This is a genomic window from Micromonospora sp. NPDC049171, from assembly GCF_040648275.1.
In the GTDB taxonomy this organism is placed as follows: domain Bacteria; phylum Actinomycetota; class Actinomycetes; order Mycobacteriales; family Micromonosporaceae; genus Micromonospora.
In genome coordinates this window covers 77134-100114 of record NZ_JBEZDJ010000028.1, presented here as the reverse complement: position 1 = coordinate 100114, position 22981 = coordinate 77134, and the positions used below count along the sequence as shown (strand labels likewise).

General features: G+C 71.3%; 20 protein-coding genes and 1 pseudogene. 5 read left to right on the top strand and 16 right to left on the bottom strand.

What is annotated here, in order from left to right:
- Positions 1–133: 133 nt before the first annotated feature.
- The 6 genes from AB0B14_RS29785 to AB0B14_RS29760 form a co-directional block, all read right to left on the bottom strand.
- On the bottom strand, positions 134–1153 hold the full coding sequence (locus AB0B14_RS29785; protein WP_357525423.1) for an NAD-dependent epimerase/dehydratase family protein: 1020 nt from the start codon (positions 1151–1153) through the stop codon (positions 134–136).
- Positions 1153–2475 carry an aminotransferase class III-fold pyridoxal phosphate-dependent enzyme gene (locus AB0B14_RS29780; protein WP_357080036.1) on the bottom strand — a complete coding sequence of 441 codons (1323 nt, stop codon included), beginning with the start codon at positions 2473–2475 and terminating at the stop codon, positions 1153–1155. Before AB0B14_RS29780 ends, AB0B14_RS29785 begins: the two co-directional genes overlap by 1 nt.
- 261 nt (positions 2476–2736) lie before the next feature.
- Entirely contained in the window at positions 2737–3777 is a 1041-nt protein-coding gene (locus AB0B14_RS29775) for a glycosyltransferase family 2 protein (RefSeq protein WP_357525421.1), read from the bottom strand.
- A 63-nt stretch (positions 3778–3840) separates the two neighbouring features.
- On the bottom strand, positions 3841–5037 hold the full coding sequence (locus AB0B14_RS29770; protein WP_357525419.1) for an endonuclease/exonuclease/phosphatase family protein: 1197 nt from the start codon (positions 5035–5037) through the stop codon (positions 3841–3843).
- Positions 5038–5090: 53 nt separating this feature from the next.
- The gene (locus AB0B14_RS29765) at positions 5091–6125 is read right to left on the bottom strand and encodes a glycosyltransferase family A protein (protein WP_357079963.1); all 1035 of its coding nucleotides are present in this window, start codon (positions 6123–6125) and stop codon (positions 5091–5093) included.
- Positions 6126–6411: 286 nt separating this feature from the next.
- Positions 6412–8379, bottom strand: a complete 1968-nt coding sequence (locus AB0B14_RS29760; RefSeq protein WP_357079960.1) for a BTAD domain-containing putative transcriptional regulator — start codon at positions 8377–8379, stop codon at positions 6412–6414.
- 1225 nt (positions 8380–9604) lie between these two features.
- Between AB0B14_RS29760 and AB0B14_RS29755 the strand changes: the two genes are divergently transcribed.
- On the top strand, positions 9605–10711 hold the full coding sequence (locus tag AB0B14_RS29755) for a YbhN family protein (protein WP_357079957.1): 1107 nt from the start codon (positions 9605–9607) through the stop codon (positions 10709–10711).
- 31 nt (positions 10712–10742) lie between these two features.
- A complete protein-coding gene (locus AB0B14_RS29750) occupies positions 10743–11954 on the top strand; it encodes a glycosyltransferase family 4 protein (RefSeq protein WP_357079954.1) in 1212 nt (403 codons plus the stop codon).
- Positions 11955–11956: 2 nt separating this feature from the next.
- Here AB0B14_RS29750 and AB0B14_RS29745 read toward each other — a convergent pair.
- The 3 genes and pseudogenes from AB0B14_RS29745 to AB0B14_RS29735 form a co-directional block, all read right to left on the bottom strand.
- A pseudogene (locus tag AB0B14_RS29745) lies at positions 11957–12214 on the bottom strand (AbfB domain-containing protein); the annotation flags it as partial.
- A 46-nt stretch (positions 12215–12260) separates the two neighbouring features.
- Positions 12261–12749, bottom strand: coding sequence for a hypothetical protein (locus AB0B14_RS29740; RefSeq protein ID WP_357079951.1), 489 nt, complete (start codon positions 12747–12749; stop codon positions 12261–12263).
- Positions 12710–13255, bottom strand: a complete 546-nt coding sequence (locus AB0B14_RS29735; protein ID WP_357525417.1) for a hypothetical protein — start codon at positions 13253–13255, stop codon at positions 12710–12712. Before AB0B14_RS29735 ends, AB0B14_RS29740 begins: the two co-directional genes overlap by 40 nt.
- 140 nt (positions 13256–13395) lie before the next feature.
- Between AB0B14_RS29735 and AB0B14_RS29730 the strand changes: the two genes are divergently transcribed.
- Complete coding sequence (locus AB0B14_RS29730; RefSeq protein ID WP_357079945.1) at positions 13396–13740, top strand: hypothetical protein; 345 nt, start codon at positions 13396–13398, stop codon at positions 13738–13740.
- 8 nt (positions 13741–13748) lie between these two features.
- Here the strand turns inward: AB0B14_RS29730 and AB0B14_RS29725 are convergent, their stop codons facing one another.
- The 4 genes from AB0B14_RS29725 to AB0B14_RS29710 form a co-directional block, all read right to left on the bottom strand.
- Entirely contained in the window at positions 13749–14216 is a 468-nt protein-coding gene (locus AB0B14_RS29725; RefSeq protein WP_357079942.1) for a ribose-5-phosphate isomerase, read from the bottom strand.
- 88 nt (positions 14217–14304) lie between these two features.
- The gene (locus tag AB0B14_RS29720) at positions 14305–15504 is read right to left on the bottom strand and encodes a DUF1015 family protein (RefSeq protein WP_357525415.1); all 1200 of its coding nucleotides are present in this window, start codon (positions 15502–15504) and stop codon (positions 14305–14307) included.
- Positions 15505–15583: 79 nt separating this feature from the next.
- Positions 15584–16132 (bottom strand): hypothetical protein, encoded by a 549-nt coding sequence (locus tag AB0B14_RS29715; RefSeq protein ID WP_357079936.1) that lies wholly within the window; start codon positions 16130–16132, stop codon positions 15584–15586.
- Positions 16133–16310: 178 nt separating this feature from the next.
- On the bottom strand, positions 16311–16937 hold the full coding sequence (locus AB0B14_RS29710) for a disulfide bond formation protein DsbA (RefSeq protein WP_357079933.1): 627 nt from the start codon (positions 16935–16937) through the stop codon (positions 16311–16313).
- 223 nt (positions 16938–17160) lie between these two features.
- Between AB0B14_RS29710 and pepN the strand changes: the two genes are divergently transcribed.
- Both pepN and AB0B14_RS29700 read left to right on the top strand, forming a co-directional pair.
- A complete protein-coding gene (gene pepN / locus AB0B14_RS29705) occupies positions 17161–19710 on the top strand; it encodes an aminopeptidase N (RefSeq protein ID WP_357525413.1) in 2550 nt (849 codons plus the stop codon).
- Positions 19711–19798: 88 nt separating this feature from the next.
- The gene (locus tag AB0B14_RS29700; RefSeq protein ID WP_357079927.1) at positions 19799–20362 is read left to right on the top strand and encodes a Uma2 family endonuclease; all 564 of its coding nucleotides are present in this window, start codon (positions 19799–19801) and stop codon (positions 20360–20362) included.
- Between the two features lie 344 nt (positions 20363–20706).
- On the opposite strand, the gene AB0B14_RS29695 is transcribed toward AB0B14_RS29700, so the two are convergent.
- The 3 genes from AB0B14_RS29695 to AB0B14_RS29685 all read right to left on the bottom strand — a co-directional run bounded on the left by AB0B14_RS29695 (position 20707) and on the right by AB0B14_RS29685 (position 22936).
- Positions 20707–21114: a DUF5130 family protein gene (locus AB0B14_RS29695; RefSeq protein ID WP_357079924.1), complete on the bottom strand. Its 408-nt coding sequence runs from the start codon at positions 21112–21114 to the stop codon at positions 20707–20709.
- Positions 21101–21397 carry a hypothetical protein gene (locus tag AB0B14_RS29690; protein WP_357080033.1) on the bottom strand — a complete coding sequence of 99 codons (297 nt, stop codon included), beginning with the start codon at positions 21395–21397 and terminating at the stop codon, positions 21101–21103. The genes AB0B14_RS29695 and AB0B14_RS29690 overlap by 14 nt, the downstream gene beginning before the upstream one ends.
- Positions 21398–21472: 75 nt before the next feature.
- On the bottom strand, positions 21473–22936 hold the full coding sequence (locus tag AB0B14_RS29685; protein WP_357525411.1) for an amidase: 1464 nt from the start codon (positions 22934–22936) through the stop codon (positions 21473–21475).
- Positions 22937–22981 lie beyond the last annotated feature (45 nt).

Here is a 22981-nt window from a genome sequence, read left to right as displayed (position 1 = left end):
CCACTGGCCCGGCCGGAGGAGGGTCAGGATGTCTCTGGGAAGCCCGCCGCGGCGGCGATCGCCGGCGGGCTCTCCCGCCGCAGGGGTGGGGGTTGCCTCGGTTGACCACGTGGTGTGCACAGCAACCCCCGGGCTAGAAGAAGACCTTTGCGGCCCGCAGTACGCCCTGGCTCCAGGGCTCCCTACTGGTGCGGCCCGCCTGCCGGTCGCCGTCGTCCGGTCGCTGCCGCCACCAGTCGAAGGCCCGCAGCAGCGCCTCCTGGTTGGACAACCGGGGCTCGAAGCCGAGCCGCTGGCGGGCCTTCTCTGTGCTGACGTACGAATCGCCGAGCAACTTGTGCAGCAACCGTCCGTACACCGGGGAGAGCCGGGCCCGGCGGAGCAACTCCAGGGTGTACAGCGCCGGCTGCGCCGGGATGGAGCGCACCCGGCGGCGGTGCCCAGCGGCGTCGAGCACCGCCTGGAAGTCCTCCCGCAGGGTGCCGAAGCGGTTGGCCGCGACGTTGAAGGTGTCGTTGGCGGTCTCGGCGTCGGTGGTCAGGACCACCACGACGCAGTCCAGCAGGTCCTCCATCGCACACATCTGGATCCGTACGTCGCCGCGGCCGAGTACCGGGAAGTGTCGGCCCTCCTCGGCCCACTCGAACAGCATCGCGAACAGGCCCATCCGGCCGGCGCCGACGAAGGTCTTCGGTCGCAGGATCGGTACGCAGAGCCCGTCGGCGCGGAAGCTCTCGCAGATCTCCTCGGCGGACGCCTTTGCCCGGCCGTAGGCGTCCGTGGGCTCCCGGGGGTACTCCTCGGTGGTCGGCACGACGGTCGGCAGGCCGTACACCGCGGTGGAGGAGATGTGCACCACCCGGCGCACGCCACTGTCCCGGGCGGCGGTCAGCACGGTGCGGGTTCCCTCGACGATCACCGAGCGGATCTCGTCCTCCGGATAGCTGGGCAGCGCGGCCGCCGTGTGCACCACCGCGTCGGCACCGGTGAGGGCCGCCTTCAGCGCGGCCCGGTCGCGGATGTCGGCGACGGTGTGGTCGGGGTCGTCGACGGGTCGCATGTCGACGCCGTGCACCTGGTGACCGTCGGCGCGCAGCCGTCGCACCAGGCCGCTGCCCAGCATCCCGCCGCTGCCCGTCACCACGACGCGCATCACCACGACGACACCGCCTTCTCCCGTACGAACGCGGTCAGCAGCCGCCGCAGACCGACCGCGAGGGTCGCCTCCAGCGCGTCCAGGAAGTGCTCCAGATCGGCCTCTTCGATGACCAGCGTCGGGGCGACCATCAGCGGGTTCTCGCCGTTCGGGCTGTAGTAGGTCATGATCCGGTGGTGCCGGTACAGGTGGGCGATCACCGACAGTGTGATCAGCTTGGTCCGGAACTGCGGGTCGCCGGCGAAGCCGGGCACCAACTTGGCGGCCAGGTCGAGCAGCTTCGGCCCGCCGCCGAGGAACACCCCGTGCAGTGAGCCGACCCCGGCCACCCGGATGATCGTGTCGGGGAACGCCTTCTGGACGCGTTCCAACCCCGAGGTCAGGATCCGCTCGATCTCCCTCGCCCGGGCGGGGAAGTCCTCCTCGACCACGACGTTGACCGCCTCGATCGCGGTCGCCGTCTCCTCGCCGAACCCGTAGTAGGTGGTGCTGTGCAGGATCACGTCGGTCAACCGCTCGTACGCCCTGCGGAAGACGGGCTCGCGCGCGGTGTACCCGGAGATCGACGCCTTCCCGCCACCGAGTGACTTCGAGTAGGTGAGGATGTCGGGGACCAGGCCGTCGTGGCGCATGAAGTAGAACAGGTTGCCGGTCTTTCCCCAGCCCGTGTATATCTCGTCGAAGATCAGGATGATCTCCTCGGCGGTGCAGAGCTCACGCAGCTGCCGGAGCGCGGGCTCGGACCACCGACGCATGGTGGAGGCGCTGAACGGCTCGACCAGGATGGCGTAGACGTCACAGCCGCCGTCCGGTCGGCGGGCCTCGGCCACCGCCCGGCGCAACGCGTCGAGGTCGCCAAAGGGATACACCACGATTCCCGGCAGTCCGGGAAATCGGAAGTTGTTCTCCGATGAACCGGTCAGACTGCCCGCTCCCAGCGTCTTGCCGTGGAAGCTGATGTCTGCCCGAAGAATCGTGTTCCGCTTTCCGCCGTGGTATTTGTAGGCCATCTTCACCGCGCCCTCGTTGGCCTCGGCGCCGGAGTTCGGGAAGTACGAGATGGACAGGTCGGCCGGCAGCAGTTGCGCGACGTTGTGGCTGAGCGCAGCCAGGTACGGCGAGAAGAACGCCTTGTGTACCTCCATCCGCTTGTCCCGCGCGAACCGCTCGCGTGCCGCCAGGATCCGGGGGTGGTTGTGGCCGTGGTTCAGCACCCCGACGCCGCCGGAGAGGTCCAGCACCCGGGTGCCGTCGCGCATGTTGACCCAGGCGCCCTCGGCGCTGTCGACCAGGTCCCGGCCGAATCCGAACGATGTCATCAGGGACACCTGGGTACGGCTGACATGACGGCGGTAGAGGTCGTGCACCTCCTTGGTCGTCAGCTGATCGCATTCGTCGATGCCGATGAGCTTCGCCACGATTACTCCCTCCGTTGTGGTGCCGGCGGAGCGGAACTCGCTGCAGACTATGCGCGGCGAGCCGTTCGGCACCTTGCCCTTTTCTTGCTCGCAGATCGCCCGCCTTCGACGAAGGCTGGGCATGACCCACCGGACGATTCGATGCGGGACCGCCGCGGCTGACTACGCCGTGCGCGGTCCGGGCGGCGCCGCGGCGTCACGGCGCGGACCGGAGGTCCGTCCCGATGGTCGGGCGACCATCCGTCGCAGGACCCCGATCGCGCCGCCGGTGGCCGAGGTGACGAGGAGCAGCACGTGCACGCCCGCGAAGTAGAGCCCGAAACGCGTTCCGCGACGGGCAACGACGAAGCGCAGTGTGTCGGCGTCCAGTAGCAGCGCCATGCCGAGCAGCGCCGGGGGTACGAGCAGCCCGGCACCGCCGACCAGCAGGGGCAATGGCAGCGTCGCCACGGCGGCGAGGCAGAGCCCGCTGGCCACCACCCGCGCGGGCAGGCCAGCGAAGGGGACGCCGGGATCGCGCTCCATCGCGTGCGCCTGGGACCGGCGGAACACCTTCGGCAGCATCACTTGCAGCGTCGCGTCGCTGTCTTTGCGACCCCGGATCGTCCGCGAGGTGCGTACCTCATAGCTGCGCCGGCCGAGACGGTAGCCGTACTCCGGCCCCTCGTTGTGGCGCAACCGCGGGTTGAGCGGTCCGGCCTCCTCGAACACGGTCCGTCGGATGCCGAAGAGCGCCGTGTGGAGGCCGAACCCGACCGTCCGCCCGGTGGAGGTGTAGAACCAGCAGTGCAGTTGCAGCGCCCGGTACTCCTGTAGGCGCCGCTGTCGCAACAGCGGCTCCGGCTGCAGTTGTCCGCAGATCGCGCCGAGCCGGGGATCGGTCAGCAGTTCGGCCACCGCCGAGGCGATGCCGTCCGGTTCCAGTGCCACATCGGAATCGAGGAAGAACAGGATCTCACCGCGCGCCCGGGCTGCACCCAGGTTGCGGGCGATCGAGGGACCGCCGTTGGCCGCGGTGCGCAGCACGGTCACACCCAGTTCGCCCGCCACCCGCAGCGAGCCGTCCGTACTGTGGTCGTCCACGACGATTATCTCGATCCGCGGATACGTCTGCGACCGGACCGAGTCGACGCACAGGGCGAGTGCCCGCTCACGGTTGTGGTTCGGGATGATGACCGACACCAATGGCTGCTGAAGGCTCATGGCATTCGACGCTAAGGGCTGGGCGGCGTCCGCCGCTTGGTGGTTCCTTGGCGGCGGTGGCACCTATTCGACCGACAGGACCGACCACTGTGCCCGGTGGTCGGAGAGGCCGGCCGGGTCGCGCAACTGGTAGGCGTGCACCGAGACGTCGGGGCTGGTGAGCAGCCAGTCGACCCGCCACAGCGGCGTCTCGCCCGCCGCCCAACTGGCCGGGTAGAGGTCCGGTAGCGTCCCGGTGTGGTCGACCAGTCCGTCCGGCAGCAACCGGCTGATTCCCATGGCGGGCGAGGTGTTGAGGTCGGCTCCCACCACCACCGAATTCGGGTTGTCGTCGATATCGGCGCGTAGCGCGCGGTAGCTGGCCTGCCGCCGGTAGTCGTTCTCGCGATTGGCCTGTCGTCCGGCCCGCCGGTGGATCGCGAACGAGTGCGGCGGCTGATGGATGTGGGTGTTGTAGAAGGAGACCGTCTGCCCCCCGAGGAGGAGATCGGTCCGGAGCGTCTCGGTGGTGTATGAATCCTGGAAGTCGTCCAGCCCGGATGGGATGTCCTTCCGGCTCCCCGGCAACCAGGGGCGGATGTCCAGGCCGGTCTGGGCGACGATGGGAAGCCGCGACAGAGTGATCTGTTCGCCGGCCACCGCGATCTGATGATTGGGGAACTCCGCCCGCAACCGGGCCGTCGCGTCGATCCGGACCGCCTCGTCGTCCTTGTCCGTGGCCGATGCGTCGAGGTGAAGATACTCTTGCAGGAGGTAGACGTCGGCGTCCAGGTCGCGAAGGTACCGGTAGTGCGGATCGGGGTCGACGCCGCCGCCGGAAGCCCAGTCCTGGTCCCAGAACTCGGTGTTCCAGGCGACCACGGTGATCGCTCCCTGCGGCGCCGGCGGCGGGGTGTGCCAGAGGGTGGCGAGATTGACACCGCTGTTTCCGTACCCGAGTAGAGCGGCCACCACGAGCACCGCCATGATGCGCCACCGCACCGGTCGCGCGAATGGCGCCACGGCCAGCAGCACCAGCGGGATCACCGCGAAGAGCAACGGCGGGATGAGGTCCACTGGCGCCCACAGCACCAGGCGACCGCTCAGCGGACGGTGCACGAGCACGAAGAGCAGCCAACCCAGCGACGCGGTCACGACCAGACGGGTGCCCCAGCACCACCGCACACCGGGCCGCCGGCGCAACCGCGCCGCCCAGCCCGTCCGGACCGGCGTCGGTCGCGGTGCCGGCCGTTGCTCCATCAGCACCTCTCGGTCATCCATCAGCGCATCACCTCGACGGGATCGGATTCGACAGGGGATCAGTGGTCCGGGGATCAGGTGGACAGGGGCCTCCGCCGGTTGCGGGAGCGACCGGCGGCGCGTCGGAGCAGCGCCATCGCGGCGGTCGACAGCCCGACCGCGGCGCCGAGTCCGGCGGCGGTGTAGAACAGCAGATGCATCCCGGCCGCGAACACGGTGAAGCGTGCACTCTTGCGGCGCCGGACGAATCCCAGGAACTCTCGGCTGACGACGAGGAAACCCAGCAACAGCGGTGGCAGCAGGAGCAGCAGCCAGGGCCGGAGCAGGCCGCCGGCGACAGTGAGGCAGCACAGAGCCGCCAGGAGCAGGCCGGCTGGGGACATCATGTGCATCCGGGTACCCGCCGCCCCGCTGTTCCGACGCGACCAGGTCTTGAGCAGCACGTCCGGGTTCGCGGCGCGGCTGAGCTGCTCCCAGAGGAAGGGCAGCAGCCGATCGACGTCGTCGTGCCGGCCGACCACCGTGTCGGTCACCACTGTGCGGTACCGGGCTGGTAGCCGGGTACCGAACTCGACGTCCTCGCCGCTGCGCAGCTCCTCGTCCAGCCCGCCGGCCGCTACGAACACCGCCCGTGGGATCAGGCTCAGCGAGAACATCGTCGCGGTGGCCCGGCCCACCGTCCGGCGGCGCCAGAAGTGCTCGTGCAGGAGTCGGTACACCTCCACCGGTCCGTCGTCGAAGAGTGGCTCGGCAGCCCAGATCCCCTGCACCATCGCGTGGTCGGGTCGGGAACGCAGGACGCGGGTCGCGTTCTCGATCGCCTCCGGTGCGAGGGCGATGTCGGAGTCGACGAAGAACAACAGCGGCGCCGTGCTCGCGGCGACCCCGGCGTTGCGGGTGGCCGACACCCCCCGGTTGATCCGCTGCTCCACCAGGGTGCAGGGAAAGCCCCGGGCGATGTCGCGGGATCCGTCGGTGCTCGCGTCGTCGACCACGATCACCTCCATCGGCGTCCGGGTCTGGGCGTAGATCGCGTCCAGGCAGGCGCGCAGTGTCTTGGCCTTGTTGTAGTTCGGCACGATCACGGCCACAGCGTCCAATGACGCCATGCTGTCTCCCTCGCGTCAGCGCGACCGGGACCGCCCGGCGCGACCGGGACCGCCCGGCGTGCGGCCAGGACCGCCCGGCGTGCGGCCAGGACCGGCGGATGAGTGCCGACGATATCGGCCGCGGCGGCCGGGTCGCTTGCCGGAAGCTTGGCATCGGTTTTCCGGTGCGACGGCCGGACCGCTGGCGGGGCTGATCCGGGAACGACCGCACTGGCCGGTCGTCAGAGCGGAACGAAGCTCATCCCGCGCCCCCACAACCGGGGAACGACGTCGTCCAGGGTCAGGGTCAGATATCCCAGAGCGCGCCACCGCGACCAGCCCATACGCCGACGGTATCGGCCGCGGCCAGCGGGTCCCCTGCCGGAAGCCTGGCGCCGGTCTGTCCCTCCTCGACGCCGCACCCGTGCCGGCCGACGAGCCGCTCCCGGGCGTACAGACCGAGCAGGCCGCCCATCCGGTAGCGGCCGGGGAGGGCGGACTCCAGCAACCGCGCGTCGACCAGCCGTTCCAGCAGCCGTTCGGCGACTGCGACGGGCCGCTGCAACAGGCGTGCCGCGGAGGCGTTGTCGAACTCCGCCACTCCCGCGGAGGCGTTGTCGAACTCCGCCACTCCCGCGGCGGCCAGCAGGGTGAAGGCGTCCGCCGCGGCCCGCTCGGTCGGATCGGCGCTAAGTGTCAGCTGCTGCCAGCATGCCGCGAGACTCGCCCGGACGCCTACGCCGTCGAACTCCAGATTGTCGAGCCGGCGATCAGGGTCCCTGAGGCGGCCGGCGAGCTCGGCCAGCGGCCAGGCTGGCCGGGCCGAGAGCCTGGCGCCGGCCGCCGAGAGGGCCACGGGCAGCCCTTCGCACCGCCGCGCGATCGCCGCCGCGGCTTCCGGCTCCGCCGAAAGCCGGTCGTCGTTGATCCACCGGCCGAGTAGGCGTACCCCCTCCGCGACGGAGAGCGGGCCCAGGTGGACCTGCCCGATGTCGCCCAAGCCGACCAGCGCCCGGCGGCTAGTCACCAGCGTCGCGCAGTCGGCGACCCCCGGCAGGAGGGGGCGCACCTGGGTGGCCTCGACGGCGTTGTCGAGCACCAGGAGTAGCCGCTTGGCAGCCACGACCGACCGGAACATCACCGCGGCCTCGTCGGCCTGCGCCGGTACGCTCGATGCGGGTACGCCCAGGGCGCGTAGCAGCCGGGCCAATCCCTCCGCGGGCTCCAGCGGTGGCAGGTCCAGACTTGAGCCGCGCAGGTCGAGATAGAGCTGGCCGTCGGGGTACCGTCTGCTCAGCCGGTGTGCCGCGTGGATCGCGAGGGCGGACTTTCCCACCCCGGCGGGTCCGTGGATCGCCAGGACGGTCGCGGCGCCGTCGGGCCGGTCGGCGGCGAACCACTCGCTGACCCGGACCAGCTCCCGGACCCGCCCGGTGAACCGCGACAGGTCCGCCGGTAGTTGCCGGGGTTCCGGGCCGAGCGAGGGTTCGCGCGCCGGGGCGAGCCCGCCCGGCGCCTCGCCGAGTTCGCCCCGCAGGATCGCCACGTGCAGCTCGCGCAGTTCGGGGCCGGGCTCGGCGCCCAACCGGTCCGCGAGCTGTTCCCGGGTGTCGGCGTAGCACCGCAGCGCCTCTGCCGTGCGTCCGACCGCGCACAGTGCCCGCATCAGCAGCGCGACCAGGGGTTCCGCGAGGGGATGGCTACCGGCCAGCTGGGTCAGCCGGTCGACGACCGGCTCGGGGTTGGCCAGCCGGAGTTCCTCGGCGGCCCAGGCGGCCGAGGCGCCGATGTACTGGGACTGGATTCCGGCCCGCGTCCGGGCGGCCCACTCGCCGCCCAGCACGGGCAGGGGTTCACCCCGCCATAGGTCGAGCGCCTCCCGCAGCATCAGGATCCGGTCGGCGGAGTCCTCGGCGTGCCGGCTCGTCTCGATCAGCCAGCGAAACCGGTGCAGGTCGACCACCCGACGGTCCACATCCAGCCGGTAGCCGGCGCCGTGCCGGCTCAGACCGAGTTGTACGGTGCGGACGTCGGCCGAGACGCCAAGCACCCGTCTCAGCCGGGCGATGTGGGCGTAGATGGCGCTGCGGGGGGCATCCGGCGCGTCGTCACCCCACACCCGTTCGGCGAGGGCGTCGATCGAGACCGGGGTGCCGGCATCGACGGCCAGTGCCGCCAGCACCGCTTGGCGCTGCCGGGGGCCGACGTCCAGCGACCGTCCGTTGACCGCCAGTTCGACAGGCCCCAGGATCCGCACCAGCACGTGATCTGCCATGGGCTAGCCATCCTCACCGATTTACCAGGCATGCTGACGGCCCGGCCACGCACAGTTTCAGCGGTGACCCTCATCGAACATACATCAAGATGTTCATCGATTGAATACGTCGCGCTGGGATGTTGGCAAAGGGTTCCAGGGCCTAATCGCGCAAACTCCGACCCCGCGCGTGATGCGCTGGTCAGGCCGCGATCCTGGCAATTTATCTTGCCGTTATGCGCGTCCGAGACTCCGGCGTGCCCCGAAAAATCCGGACTCGACCTAAATGCGCGGCATTTAGCGTGTATCCCGCGCTCAAGCCATTCCATGGGCTCTTTGGGCGGGATGCTGGTGACCTGAGGTGAAGGGTCATCGACTACGATGAATTGGCGCGGAAGGTAGCTGGCATTTCTCTCCCACCGTCGCCGCCGTTCGATTCAGTTGGCGCTGGTCGGGCGGATCCAGTGGCGTCGGCCGAGCATCGGTCCCGATCACCGGGCAGCGTGACGCGGTGGCGGTCCGGGCCGGACCGCCACCGCGTCACGGGCCTTGAACAGGAAGACTTGTTCGCTGCGCCGCGGCGACCGGCGTCGGTGTCTGGTGTGACCAGCGGGACCGCGGTGGTCCAGGCCTGGCGCTGGGCTGAAAGCGTCCGCTGCCGAGACCCGTACGTCGAGGTCGGTTTCCTCCGGTCGCGAGGTACGGCGGTTTGGTGCGGTCTCCACCCCGGTGAACAGCCCACCTATTTCGTTGAGCGCTTTCCTGTTCCACCTTATCGAGGATGCCGCCCGTGTCGGGGCCGCGGGGGTGCTCAATCCCTCCCTTGTCGGCAGAATCGGGATCATCGAAATTTTACTCTTTTCCATGATCACCAGTTTTGCACCCGTCCCGACGACAAGTCGAATGCCGGGCGCTATCTGTGCAGGTGTGGCCACCCACACTCGCCGCTTCGTTGCTCCGCTCGGTGGGTGCGCTGCGGAATCTATTGTCATGTACCATTCCTTAGGGACTCTCATCGTCCTACTTCCGGACGTGTCCGGCGTCCACGGTGCGCCGGCGTTTTCCCTATCGCTTAACTTTGTTTGCAGAAGCGGTATTCGGTCCCGTGTTTGCGCCGCGGCGGCTCCCCGCCGGAGCAGGCTCCGAGCCGCACCGGTGTGATCGCCCGCCGCCCGCATGTCCGATCCTTGCCGCGCTCGCCCGTCGGGCCAAGGTGGTGCCAAGCCTTCCCGCCTAACCTCGACCTGTGACCCCGTCGTACGCGCGAGTGCCCCCACCTGTCGAAGCGGCCCGGCCTGCCAGACGGCCAGGCTCCTGGCGGCGCGTGCTCGGCCGGGTGCTCGTCACCGCGCTCGTGGTCGCGATGCTGGTCGGCGCGGTGGTGGCCCTTCGCGATCAGGACTGGTCCCTGGTCGGCACCCTGGCGCAGGGGCACAGCGCCGGCTGGTTCGCCCTACTGCTCGCCGCCTCCTTCCTGGTGATCTCGGTGGGACTGGTGCTCGGCCTGCTGTCCTGGCGGGCGCTGCTGGTGGACATCGGGGGCCCGGTCGGCGGCTGGGCGTCGGCGCGGATCTTCTTCGTGGCCTTCCTGAGCAAGTTCATCCCGGGCAAGCTGTGGGCGCTACCGGCGATCATCCAGATGGGTCGGATGGAACGGGTGCCGCCGGTGCGGATGGCAGCGGTCTTCCTGTTCAGCACGATCATCGTCAACCTCAGCGGACTGACCGTCGGTGCCGCGGCCGGACCGGCCGTCCTGGGTGGTCGGGCCTGGTGGCTGGTGCTGGCGGCGGTGCCGGTCCTCGCCTTCCTGCTCTTCCCCGGCCTGATCAACCAGGCCGCGGGTACGGTCGCACGCCTACTCCGCCGTCCGTCGTCGATGCGGGTCACCGACCGGGGGATGCGTCGGGCGATCGGGGCGCAGACCGTCTCCTGGATGGTCTCCGGGCACCACGTCTGGTTGCTGGCGGTCGCGGCCGGCGCGCCGCCCGGCCGGTCGTACCTGATCTGCGTCGCGGCGTTCAGCCTCGCCACCGTGAGCGGTGTCCTCGTGGTCATCGTCCCGGACGGGGTCGGGGTGCGCGAGGCGGTCCTCGTGCTCGCGCTCGCCACGGTGCTGCCGCTCCCGGTCGCGGGGGTGGTGGCGCTGGCCAGCCGGTTGATCTGCACCCTGAGCGAGATCGTCGTGGGCGGGGGTTGGCTGCTCGCGGCCCACCTCGCGGTGCGCCGCCGCGCCGCCCACGCCGCCGTCGGACCCTTCACCGGCGCTGAGTCCGACCAGGTCGGCGAGACCGACCGGTTCCGTGAGACCGACCCGATACCTCCAGCCCGACTCGGCGGTACCACCGCCCACTGACGCCGACCGTCCCTTCCGACCTGGAGCGCCGATGTCTCCTCCGGACCTGACGTCGCCAGCGGCACCAGTTCTGCTGATCACCAAGGAGTTCCACATACCACCCGACTCCGGTGCGACGCTGCGAACCGACGCGATCGCCCGGGTGCTCGCGGCAGGCGGCGCGACCGTCGTGGTGTGCCCGGATGCCGTCCATGTTCTTCCCGACGGCGCCGGGTACGAGACGATCACCGTCCACCGACCACGCCGGGCTGTCGCCGACGCGCTGCGGGATCTGCTGACACTCCCGAAATACCAGACCGTCGGCGGTGTACTGCAAAGCGGTTCCGCCCTGCTCGGCAACCTCCGGATCGCGCTGCGGCGGTTCGATCGCTTCCGGGCCTGCGTCATCGACCACACCAACATCGCGCGCCTGGCCCGTCACCTACCGGAGACGGTCGGCCCGATCCTGGTCAGCATGCACAACGTCGAGTCCGACCTGGTTCGGCAGCGGGCCCGAAAGGTCCCCCACGCGCAGCGCCCGCTGTGGCGCGCCGAGGTGGCGCTGCTGCGGCGGATGGAGCGAATCGTCGCCCGCGATCTTCCCGTTGTGGTGACGACGGAGGCCGATCGCCGACTGCTGGCCCCCCACGGCCCGCGTCGGATCGTCGTCTGCACCAACGGCATCTGGCCAGAGCAGATCACCGTCGCGCCCATCTCGAGGCCGGACCGGCTGCTCTTCCTCGCCGCCCTCGACTGGAAACCGAACGTCGACGGTCTGCGCTGGTTGCTGCTCAGCCCGGCCTGGCGCCGGCTCGTCTCCGACGTCCCGGGCATCGAACTCGTCGTCGCCGGGCGGAATCCCTCGGCCGGCGTCGCGGAACTCTGCCGCAACGCATCGAATGTCTCCCTCGTGCCGAACCCGGAGACGGTACGAACGCTGATGCGGGAGGCGACCGTGGGCATCGTGCCGCTGCTGGAAGGGGGCGGATCGAGGATCAAGATCCTCGAGTACGTCGCCGGTGGCCTACGCGTCGTGTCGACGGCGGTGGGCGCCAGCGGTCTGGTCGACCTTCCACCCGGCGTCGTCGCGATCACCGGGCAGGACACCGGCTCCTTCGTCGCCGCCATCCGCCGTCAACTGCGAGACGACGGCCAGGCCGCCTCCTTCCGGGTGGACGACTTCGTCCGTGGCTATGCCTGGCCGTCGGCCCTGCGGGAACTGCGCGAACTCGTCGACACCGGGTGGCCGGTGACGCACCCTTGAGGTCAGCTGAGAAGAAGGATGGTGCGGGCGCCGGCGGTGGGACCGGCGGTCAGCCGCCCCCGGTCGTGGCGCAGGTAGGCGCCCGCGTCGCCGGCCAGTCGCAGCGATACCCCCCGTCCCCGGGGGACCCGGTGGAAACTGGCCTGCCCGGCGTACCCGGAACCGGGTTCGAACGGGTCGACGCGGACCGTCCCGCCGACGACCCGGACATACTGGTCGGGGTGGCTGACCGACTGGATCGACTCGCTGCCCGCGTCGGCGAGCCCTCGACGACGCGGAGCCGGTCACCGTCAAGCCCGGCGACACCTACCGGGTGACCTGCACGCACGACGCGACCCTGCGGGCGAGGCTGCCCCAGCTCTTCGGGACCTGCCACAGCGTCCGTGCCCCACAGCGCAGCAGGAACCGGTCCGCGCCGGCCGCAACGAACGCCTGCCACTGTCCGTCGCCGCCCACCAGGGCTTCCAGCAGGCTCCAGCGGGATACCTCGGTGCCGTCGCGCACGTCGAGCAGCCGCACCGATGTGCCGTCCCCGACGAGCACCCGCTCGCCGACGACGGCCGGCAGCACGGTTGCCGTCCGCTGCCGGTCGGCCCAGAGCGGGGTGACAGTCGGATCGGCCGGCCACGGATGAACCGTGGCCGGCCGGGTAAGCAGCAGCCTTGCCTGGTGGGGAGACGACCGGTGTCGCGGCGGGCCGCGACCGGGCGTACGGGCGGGCGGCGACGAGCCGACCCGCCCGTACGCGGCCACGATCAGTTCGAGGAGATCCAGTTCCAGGCCGAGACGACCCACTCGGTCTGCTGCAGCCACGCCACGCCGAGGCCGACGAGGAACACCGCGGTCGCCAGGTGGGCGCCCCGGGCGCTGCGCCGCACCCGACCGAGTTGCCGCTCCCACACCATCCGGCCGACCAGCCGGGACAGGGCGAACAGGCCGACCGCCACCAGCAGGCTGAGCACCAGCACCAGCAGCGGGCCGCTCAGGTCACCCTGGCCGGAGAGCGCCCAGATCCCCCAGCACACGAACGCGAAGAGCCCGGCCGCCGCACTCCACTCACCGCCGCGACGTAACTGCGCCATCCGCCAGCTCAGCGGCCGGCGTGGGGCCGGCTCACCGGGCCAGCCGGTGCCGGTCGGCTCCTGCTCGACCACTGGGAACGGCTCGGTCCGCGGGCTGCGCGGCTGACCCACCGGAGCCACGCCCCGGCGGAACCCGTCGCGCTGCGGCGGCACCCCGACGCCGGCCTGCGGTGGCACCTCCACGGTCCGCTCCGCCCACGGCTGCGTCTGGTCTGCCATCTCGTCCTCCCCCTGACCGACGGCATCGCCACCGCCTGAATTCGAGGGTAACCAGCCGGCAAACCGGTCGCCGACCCCGCCCGGGACACGGACCGGCACGACAGTGCCGAATCCCCCGCCGGGCAGGGTACGGTCGGCTGATGGGTGACCCCGACCGACGACGGCGACGGCTGCGCCACCACCACCCCGACCCCGAGACGGCCGGTCGGAGCACCGACAGCCCGACGGCCAGCACCACGGGTGTGCACGACGGTGACGACCCGTCCCCGCGCCGCCGGAACTCCGGCGGCGACGAGCGCGACGGCGAGCGGGGGCTGCGCGGGTTGGTCGGTTCCGGTTCGTCCCAGGTGGGGCTCAGCGCCGCGCTACGGGCCCGGGACGCGGCCCGACCCACCGACGACGACCTGGCCGAGGCGGAGGCCCGGGTGGTGGTCGTCCGACGCAACTGGGTGCCCCGCGAGGAGCTGCCCCGCTCGCCGCGCTGACCCCACGGTCAGGGCAGCTCGGGCAACTGCCGGGTCTTCTCGTAGTCGGCCACCTGGGCGATCCGACGGGCGTGCCGCTCGTTGCCGGAGAACGGCGTGTTCAGGAACGCCTCGACGATGCCGGTGGCGTCGTCCAGGGTGTGCTGACGGGCACCGATCGCGATCACGTTGGCGTCGTTGTGCTGGCGGGCGAGCTGGGCGGTCTCCACGCTCCAGGCCAGCGCCGCGCGGACCCCGGCGACCTTGTTCGCGGCGATCTGCTCACCGTTGCCGGACCCGCCGATGACCACTCCGAGACCCGTCTCGTCGGCCACCACCTGGTCGCCGGTGTGCAGGCAGAACGTCGGGTAGTCGTCGTCCGGGTCGTAACCGTGCGGGCCGACGTCGACCACGTCGTACCCCTGCTTGGCCAGGTGGTTGGCCAGGTGCACCTTCAACTCGAAACCGGCATGATCGGATCCCAGGTAGACGCGCATACCGCGCAGTCTCTCAGGCCGCGCTCTCCGACGTCGCGCGGGCGGCGTCGGAGAGCCGGGTTCGTCACACGGTCGGGTGCGCGACCGCTCAGCGGGGCAGCTCCGCGACGACCAGACCGCCGCGGGCCTTCGGGGTGAACCAGGTGCTCTTGCGAGGCATCTTCTCCCGGGCCAGGTTCACCGCGACGAAGTCCGCCACGGTCACCGGGGCGATCAGGATCGCCAGCTCGGCCCGCCCGGCGTCGACCTCACCGGTGAGCCAGCTCGCCGGGTAGTCGCCGCCGACGTAGGTGATCCGCTTGTCGCCCGGGTCCAGACCGAGCGCGTCGCGCAGCAGCAGCCGCTCGACAAGCGCGTGGTCCAGGTTTTCCAGGTCGCCCGCGGCCGTGGCGGGCAGGCGTACCGCGTACCCCTGGTCGCCGAGGCGGAGGTGCACGGTGCCGCCGGCCGCCGGGACCTCGACCGGGCCGTCGATCGGCGTGACCTCGGCGCCCGCCGCCCGCAGCCGGTCGAGCAGCTCGGCCGGCGTGGTGGTCAGCTCGCTGACCAGCCGGTTGTAGGGCTGGATGGCCACCGACGCGGGCGTGGTGACCACGGCCAGGAAGCGCGGCAGACCGCCGGTCTGGGCGGCCAGGCTGCGGTGGTTACCGTCGGCGACGACCAGCTCCCCGCCACCGGCGAGGTCGGTCAGCGTGGTCTGCTCCGGGCCGGGGCCGAGCAGCCAGATGGCGTGCGTGCGGCCCGACTGGTCGGTGTCCGTCGCGGCGGGCGCGCCGGCCGACTCGGTCGCCGCCGCGAGGGCGGCGTGCAGCTCGTCGCCCCGGCCGGTCTGGAGCAGGAGTACGGGGGAGAGCAGGTGACCCAGCGCCTCGGCCAGCGCCACCCGCTCGCGCACCTTGGCGATGAAGACGTCCTCGTTGCGGATGACCAGGCCCGGCTCGTCGGCCCGGGTGGAGATCTGGTCGGTGTCCACCATCGCGAACAGCCCGTACGCCGGCTCGTCGCCGGGCGCGCTGATCCGGTAGAGCACCACCACCTGCTCGGCGGGGGTGTAACTGCCGTCGGCCTTCGCCTCGGCGAGGCGGGCCGCCGCGGCCGGCAGTGCGTCGAGGAACGACGTGCCCAGGCTCTGTGGGGCGCGATGCGGCATCTCGATGCCGAGAGCACTGTGCGGGTTCGCCTCGATGATCGCGGTGATCTCCGCGTCGTCGGCGAACTCGTCGTAGTTTTGCGCGCCGGTGCCACCAGTGGTGACCCACGCCCGGGAGATCGGATGCACGACCGTCATGCCCGCTGACGCTACCGGCGGCGGTGTCGCCCCCGACGGGGACCCACGCCGGGTCCACCAGATGAAAGTGCCGAGCCGGTCAGCTGGCGCGGTCGGTTGCGCCCCGCCGGTGCCGGCCCGCCGCCGCCGGTCCGGCGTTGCCCCGTCGACCGGCCGCGGCCGGCCCGGTGTTCACGGCGCGGCGAGGTGATGCCGGCGGCCCCGGCACCGGGCGATCGGGCGGCGGCGCCGGGACGGGCCGCGGGCTCAGCGGCGGCGTCGGCACCGGACGCGGGGCGGCCGGGGCCGGTGGGGGCGGCGCGGGCTGGGCCGGCGCGGCGGCCGACGGAAGGACCGGAACCGACGCCGCGACGGGAGCCGGCACGGGCTCGATCGCCGCGCCGACCGGCGGCGCGGGATCGGCGAGCTGCGGTGCCACCGGCACGACCGGGGTCAACCGGGAGGTCACCGGCACCCGGGCCACGCCGACCACGATGGGCGGGGCGAGCAGGTCCGCCACGTGGGCGGGAAGGTCGGGGCGGACCGCCGGCCAGCGAGAGTCGTCGACCGACCAGTAGGCCGCGCCGGGTGTCTCGATCACCCCCGGCCGGGTCAGTTGATCGTCACCGGACGCGCGGTGCTTGGCCATCGGGATTGCCTCCACGAACTGCGGGGTGCGGCCCTCCTGCGGGTCGCTGCGGCGGACATGCAGGCCAACGAGCCCGGCGGTCTCCCGGTGACGGGGCAGGCGCGCCGACCCGCGACACGCCGACCGAGCGCTCCCCTGCCATCGTCCGGCGTTGACAGGGGAGCCCCGCGCGCATGTCTCAGTCGAAGATCGGGCCCTGCTCTCGGGTGCGCTTGAGCTCGTAGAAGCCCGGGGTGCCGGCGACCAGCAGCACACCGTCCCAGAGCCGACCGGCGGCCTCACCCTTCGGGGCCGGGGTGATCACCGGGCCGAAGAACGCGACCGGGCTGCCGTCCGGGCCGGGCGCGTGCACGACAGGCGTGCCGACGTCCTGCCCGACCGGGCGCATGCCGGCCTCGTGGCTGGCCCGCAGCGCCTCGTCGTAGTCGGTGCTCTCGGCGGCCGCGGCCAGCGCCGGGTCCAGGCCGGCGTCGGTCAACGCGGCGACGTAGAGCTCGTGGCGCCGCTCCTCCTTGCCCAGGTGGATCCGGGTGCCGAGCGCGGTGTAGAGCGGGCGCAGGACTTCGTTGCCGTACCGCTGCTCGGCGGCGATGCAGACCCGCACCGGGCCCCAGGCGGTCTTCAGGAACTCCTGGTAATCCTCGGGCAGCTCGTCCCGGCCGTCGTTGAGCACGGACAGGCTCATCACGTGGAAGCGGATGTCCACGTCCCGGATCTGCTCGACCTCAAGCAGCCAACGGGAGGTGATCCACGCCCACGGGCAGGCCGGGTCGAACCACATGTCGGCGGTGACACGTTCGGTCACGGTGGGATCCCTTCGCGACGGGTGGCGCCGGCGGCGGTCGGCGTCTCCGGAGAATCTTCACCCCGCAGTGCATCGACCGGCACCCGGATGAGAGCGTGACCTCGGCCACCGCGGGCTGCCCGTACATGGAACACTCGAATCGGGCCAGCCGTCACGAGCGGTAGGCGAACGGGCGCCGCCGGGCGTACGGCGACATGTGGGATGGAGACAAACAGTGCCGGGAGTGCGCAACCTGACGCAGGTCGAGGCGACCGAGCGGGCCCGCCTGCTCAACGTGACGGGGTATGACATCAGTCTGGACCTGTCCAGCGCCGTGCTGGCGGCCGACGGCCGCACGTTCCGGTCGACGACCGAGGTCCGGTTCCGCTGCTCCGAGCCGGGTGCGAGCACCTTCATCGAGTTGGCCGCCGAGTCGGTGCGGTCCGCGACGCTCAACGGCACGCCTGTCGACCTCTCCGACTGGTCCGCCGAGAAGGGCCTGGTCCTGTCCGGCCTGGACAGCGACAACACCCTGGTGGTCGACGCCGACTTCGCCTACTCCAACAGTGGGCAGGGCCTGCACCGCACGGTCGACCCGGTGGACGGCGAGACCTACCTCTACAGCCAGTTCGAGACCGCCGACGCGCAGCGGGTGTTCGCCTGCTTCGACCAGCCCGACCTGAAGAGCGTCTACACCTGGCACGCCACCGTGCCGGCGCACTGGCGGGCCGTGTCCAACATGCCGGTGCAGCGCGAGGAGCCGGCGGGTGAGTCGCTCAAGACGCTGCACTTCACCGAGTCGCCCCGGATGAGCACCTACATCACGGCGATGTGCGCCGGGCCGTACCACGAGGTGCGCGACAGCCACGACGGCATCGACCTGGGGGCGTTCTGCCGGGCGTCGATGGCACCGTACCTGGACTCCGACGACCTGTTTCTGATCACCAAGCAGGGCTTCGACTTCTTCCACGAGAAGTTCGGCGTGCGCTACCCGCTACCGAAGTACGACCAGCTCTGGGTGCCCGACTTCAACGCCGGCGCGATGGAGAATTTCGGCTGCGTGACGCACGCCGAGTCGCACTACCTGTTCCGCTCGCAGGTCACCGACTTCGAGTACGAGCAGCGGGCCAACACGATCCTGCACGAGCTGGCCCACATGTGGTTCGGTGACCTGGTCACCATGCGCTGGTGGAACGACCTGTGGCTGAACGAGTCGTTCGCCGAGTGGGCCAGCCACTGGTGCAACACCAACGCGACCCGGTTCACCGAGGCGTGGACGACGTTCCTGTCCATCCGCAAGAACTGGGGCTACCGGCAGGACCAGCTCTCCTCCACCCACCCGGTCTACACCGAGATGCCGGACATGGAGGCCGTCGAGGTCAACTTCGACGGCATCACCTACGCCAAGGGCGCGAGCGTGCTCAAGCAGCTCGTCGCGTACGTGGGTGAGGAGCCGTTCGTCGCCGGGCTGCGGGCCTACTTCGGCAAGCACGCCTGGGGCAACGCCACCTTCGACGACCTGCTCACCGAGTTGGAGGCCGCGTCCGGCCGGGAGCTGCGCAAGTTCGCCGCGCAGTGGCTGGAGACCGCGCAGGTCAACACGCTGCGGCCGGAGGTGACGATCGGCGCGGACGGCACGTACGAGCAGGTGGTGGTACGGCAGGAGGCGCCGACGGCGTACCCGACGCTGCGCACGCACCGGATCGGCGTGGGCCTGTACGACCTGACCGACGGGCGGCTGGTGCGCCGCGAGCGGCACGAGGTGGACGTGACAGGCGAGCGGACCGACCTCGCCGAGCTGCGCGGTGTCCGGGCCGCCGACGTGCTGCTGCTCAACGACGACGACCTGAGCTACACCAAGCTGCGCCTCGACGACAGTTCGATGGCGACAGTGGTGCAGCACATCGGTGGCTTCGAGTCGTCGCTGGCGCGGGCACTGTGCTGGACCGCCGCATGGGACATGATCCGCGACGCGGAGCTGTCCGCCCGCGACTACGTGGCGCTCACGCTGAGCGGGCTGCCCGCCGAGACCGACATCAACCTGGTCACCGCCACCCTGCGGCAGGCGACCACCGCGCTCGTCCTCTACGCCGACCCGGCCTGGGCGCCGACCGGCTGGGCCGACCTGGCCCGGACCGCCCGGGACGCGCTCGCCAGCGCGGAGCCCGGCAGCGGGTTCCAGCTCGCCTGGGCGCGTGCGTTCACCTCGGCGGCCCGCTCCGAGGAGGACCTGGCCACGCTGCGCGGCTGGCTGGACGGCACGGGTGCGCCGGCCGGGCTGACCGTGGACACCGAGCTGCGCTGGTCGGTGCTCGCCGCGCTGGTGGCCAACGGCGCGGCCGGTGCCGCCGAGATCGAAGCCGAACTGGCTGGTGACCGCACCGCCAGCGGCGAGCGGGAGGCGGCGTACGCGCACGCGCTGGTGCCGACGGCAGACAACAAGGCGGCTGTCTGGGCGTTGCTGACGGGCCCGGACGCCCTGCCCAACTGGCGGCACCGGGCGCTGTTGCAGGGCCTCGCCCACCCGGCGCAGGTGGACCTGGTCGCGCCCTACCGGGAGCGGTACTTCGCGGCGGTCAGCCAGGTGTGGGCCACCCGGGACAGCGAGCCCGCGCAGGAGTTCGCGCAACTGGCGTACCCGACCTACCTGGTGGAGGACGACACGGTGGCGGCCACCGACGCGTGGCTGGCCGGTGACGGGCATCCCGGCCCGCTGCGCCGGCTGGTCGCCGAGGGCCGCGACGGCGTCGTGCGGGCGCTCAAGGCCCGCGCGAAGGACGCGCAGCAGAGCTGACCAGCAGGGAGTACGCGGCCCGGTGCCGGCGTGGACGCGAATCCTCGCCGGCACCGGGCCATTATGGTTGCGAGAGGAGGTGGACGTGATGGCCCAGCCGACCTACGAGTGGCGGCCCCCGGATCGGGGCTGGCGCGAGCAGGATCTGTTCGACCTACCTGCCGACGGTAACCGCTACGAGATCATCGACGGGAGCCTGCACGTGACTCCCCCGGCCGGGCCAGAGCACCATGAGCTGGCGGACGAGATTCGCATGGCGATTCGCCAGTCGGCCCCCGCCGGTTGGCGGGTGATTCGGGAGATCGGGGTGCAGGTCCCCGGCGGTATTCTCATCCCCGATCTGACGGTGTTGCTACCAAGCGCACCGCGCGGGCGAATGTGGGCCGAACCCAAGAACATCGCGCTCGTCCTGGAAGTCGAGTCGACGGGGAGCCGCCGCCACGATCGCTTCACCAAACCCGCCCTCTACGCGGAGGCGGGTATCCCGCACTACTGGCGGGTGGAGCGAGGCGACTTCGGCCCGGTGATCTACCGCTATCGGCTCGGCGAGGGCGACCATTACGAGCTGCTGGGCACTATCGGCCCGAACGACGCGGTGACAGTGGACGAGCCGTGGACGATGAGGTTGGATCCGAGCGCCTGGCCGCGCTGAACCAGCTCACACACGCCAGCACCGGGCCACCACCTCGGAAGATCGTGCTCGAACGTGGAAATCAAACGCCGTTGCGTTAGGGCTGTAGCCGGCGGGTCGACCCGGGACAGGAAGTGCCCGATCTGGGCCCGGCTTGGCGATCATGGAGTTGTGGTGCCGACTTTGGGGGTTTTACGGGCGTTCTGTTACCCACCACAACTCCATGATCGGCGAGGCAGTGCTGGTCGACGAACAGCCGTTCCACCTAACGCAACGGTGTTGACGTGGAAATAGGGGCCTCAGCCGTAGCCGAGGCCCCTATTTCCTGGATCGAGGGCGATCTTGCGAGTCGTACGGGCAGCGGCTCAGCCCTTGCCGGCGTGGCTGGCGAGCTGGTCGAGGCCGTTGATGATGCCGCCGGCCAGGTCGCCGCCGCTGAACGCCCCTGCCATGGAGAGCGCGGCCAGCTTGGCGTACGTGTCGGGGATGCGCTTGCGCGCGTACCGCCCGGTGATGATCTCCAGCTGGCGCTGGTTGGGCGACACGGCGATCAGCACCGACTTGTCGGGGTCGGCGAGCTGACGGTGCAGCCGCTGGGCGTGCTCGCGGATCGGCTCGTCGAGACCGCCGACGAAGACCGAGAAGACCAGCCCGGTGCCCTTGTCGGCCAGGCGTAGCGCCTCGTCGATGCGCAGCAGCTGGCGGGTCGAGAAGGGCCCGTCCAGCACCTCGGGCGGATTTCCCGACCCGGCCTGCTTCTCACCAACGGTCACTTGCGCCTCCGGTTCCACCGGCCGGCGCCTCGACGCTGGCCTGCTCGAGCTTGTGGCTGGTCAGCGCGGGCGCCTGCGCCCCTGCTTCCAGCGCGGTGCCGGCCGAGTCGGCCAGCTGCTCCGGGCGGCCCAGGAACCAGACCGGAGTGAAGTCGAAGGGCCGGCCCGGCCGGTAGCGCTTGGCGCTACCGCCACCGCCGGTGGCACCACCGTGGCTACCGGCGTACGACAGGCCGGCGATGACCAGCACCGCGGCCAACGGGATGCCGACGAAGACCAGCAACGTCTCGGTAACAGACAATCCCAACGCCCCCAGGCGGAAGAAGGACGACCTCGAACAACCGGGCCGGATGGACGATCATGATGTCGACCGCCCGACGCCGTCACCATTCACGTTAGCGGAGTCGACGGCCCGCCAGATTGCGGGGTGCCGATCCCATCCGTCACTGGAGTGTTCCAGTTGCGCAGCGGTCGCGATGAGCCGCGTGTCGTCGCCGTACCGGCCGGTGAGCAGCACCCCGACGGGCAGGCCGTCGCTCGTGGTGCCCATCGGCAGGGAGACGCTGGGATCGCCGGTGACGTTGAAGATGGCGCAGTAGGGCGAGAAGCGGCGTTGCCTGTCGAAGTCGGCCGCCGGGTCACCATCGGCGGTGAACCAGCCGACGGGTGCCTGCGGGGCGGCCAGGGTGGGACAGAGCAGCAGGTCGCATCCGGCGGTGCGCCGGGCACCGAGACGGACCTGCGCCTGCAACTCCCCGAGAGTGGCGGCCAGGGTGCCGGCGGAGATCTCGGCGCCCCGGGCCCGCAGCCACCGGGTCAGCGGCAGCAGCTCCGCCTCCCGCTGTGGCGGCACCGGGGTGAGCGCCAGCACGTACCAGAGGATCTCGAACAGCGGCCACGCCGCCGGCCCGAGCGGCGGTGTCACCTCGACCACCTCGTGCCCGGCCGCGGTGAGCAGCGCGGCGGCCCGGTCCACGGCGGCCACGCAGTCGGGATGCACCGGCTCGTCGGCGAGCATCGGCGTGGTGAACCGGCCGATCCGCAGCCGGCCGGGCTCGGCGCGGCGCGCGGCGGCCAGGTAGCCGCCCGGCGGCGCGGTCGGCGGCAGGTAGGGCTCGCCGGGGACCGGCACGGCCATGACGTCGAGCAGCGCGGCGACGTCGGTGACGGTCCGCCCGAGCGGGCCGCTGGTGGGCAGGCCGAACGCGCCGAAGCCGAGCGGCCCACCGGAGACCAGGCCACGGCTGGGCTTGTAGCCGACGAGGCCGCAGAGCGACGCCGGGATGCGCAGGGAGCCGCCGCCGTCGGAGCCCTGGGCGACCGGGACCAGGCCGGCCGCGACCGCCGCCGCCGCGCCGCCGCTGGAGCCACCGGCGGTGTACGCCAGTTGCCACGGGTTGCGGGCCGGGGGCGCGACCCGGCCCTCGGAGTAGAGCGAGCTGCCCAACTCGGAGGTGGTCGTCTTGCCGAGGCTGACCAGGCCGGCGGCCTTGATGAACCGGACCACGTCGGCGTCGACCGGCGGGACGAAGTCGACGAACGCGGCCGAGCCGAAGGTGGTGCGGACCTCGGCGGTGAGCGTCAGGTCCTTGATCGCGGTCGGCACACCGTGCAGCGGACCGCGTGCCTCGGCCGGCACGGCGTCGGCGGCGCGGGCGGCCTGCCGGGCGAGGTCCTCGGTGACGGTGACGAACGCGCCGACGGTGTCGCCGAGCGCCGCCACCCGGCGCAGAGCGTGCTCGACCAGGTCGACGCTGGACAGCTCGCCTTGGGCGATCGCGGCGGCCTGCTCCAACGCGGTCAGGTCGTGCGGCTCGGCCATGTCCTCATCCTGCCCGCTCTTGACCGGCTGGCGGCCTCCGACACG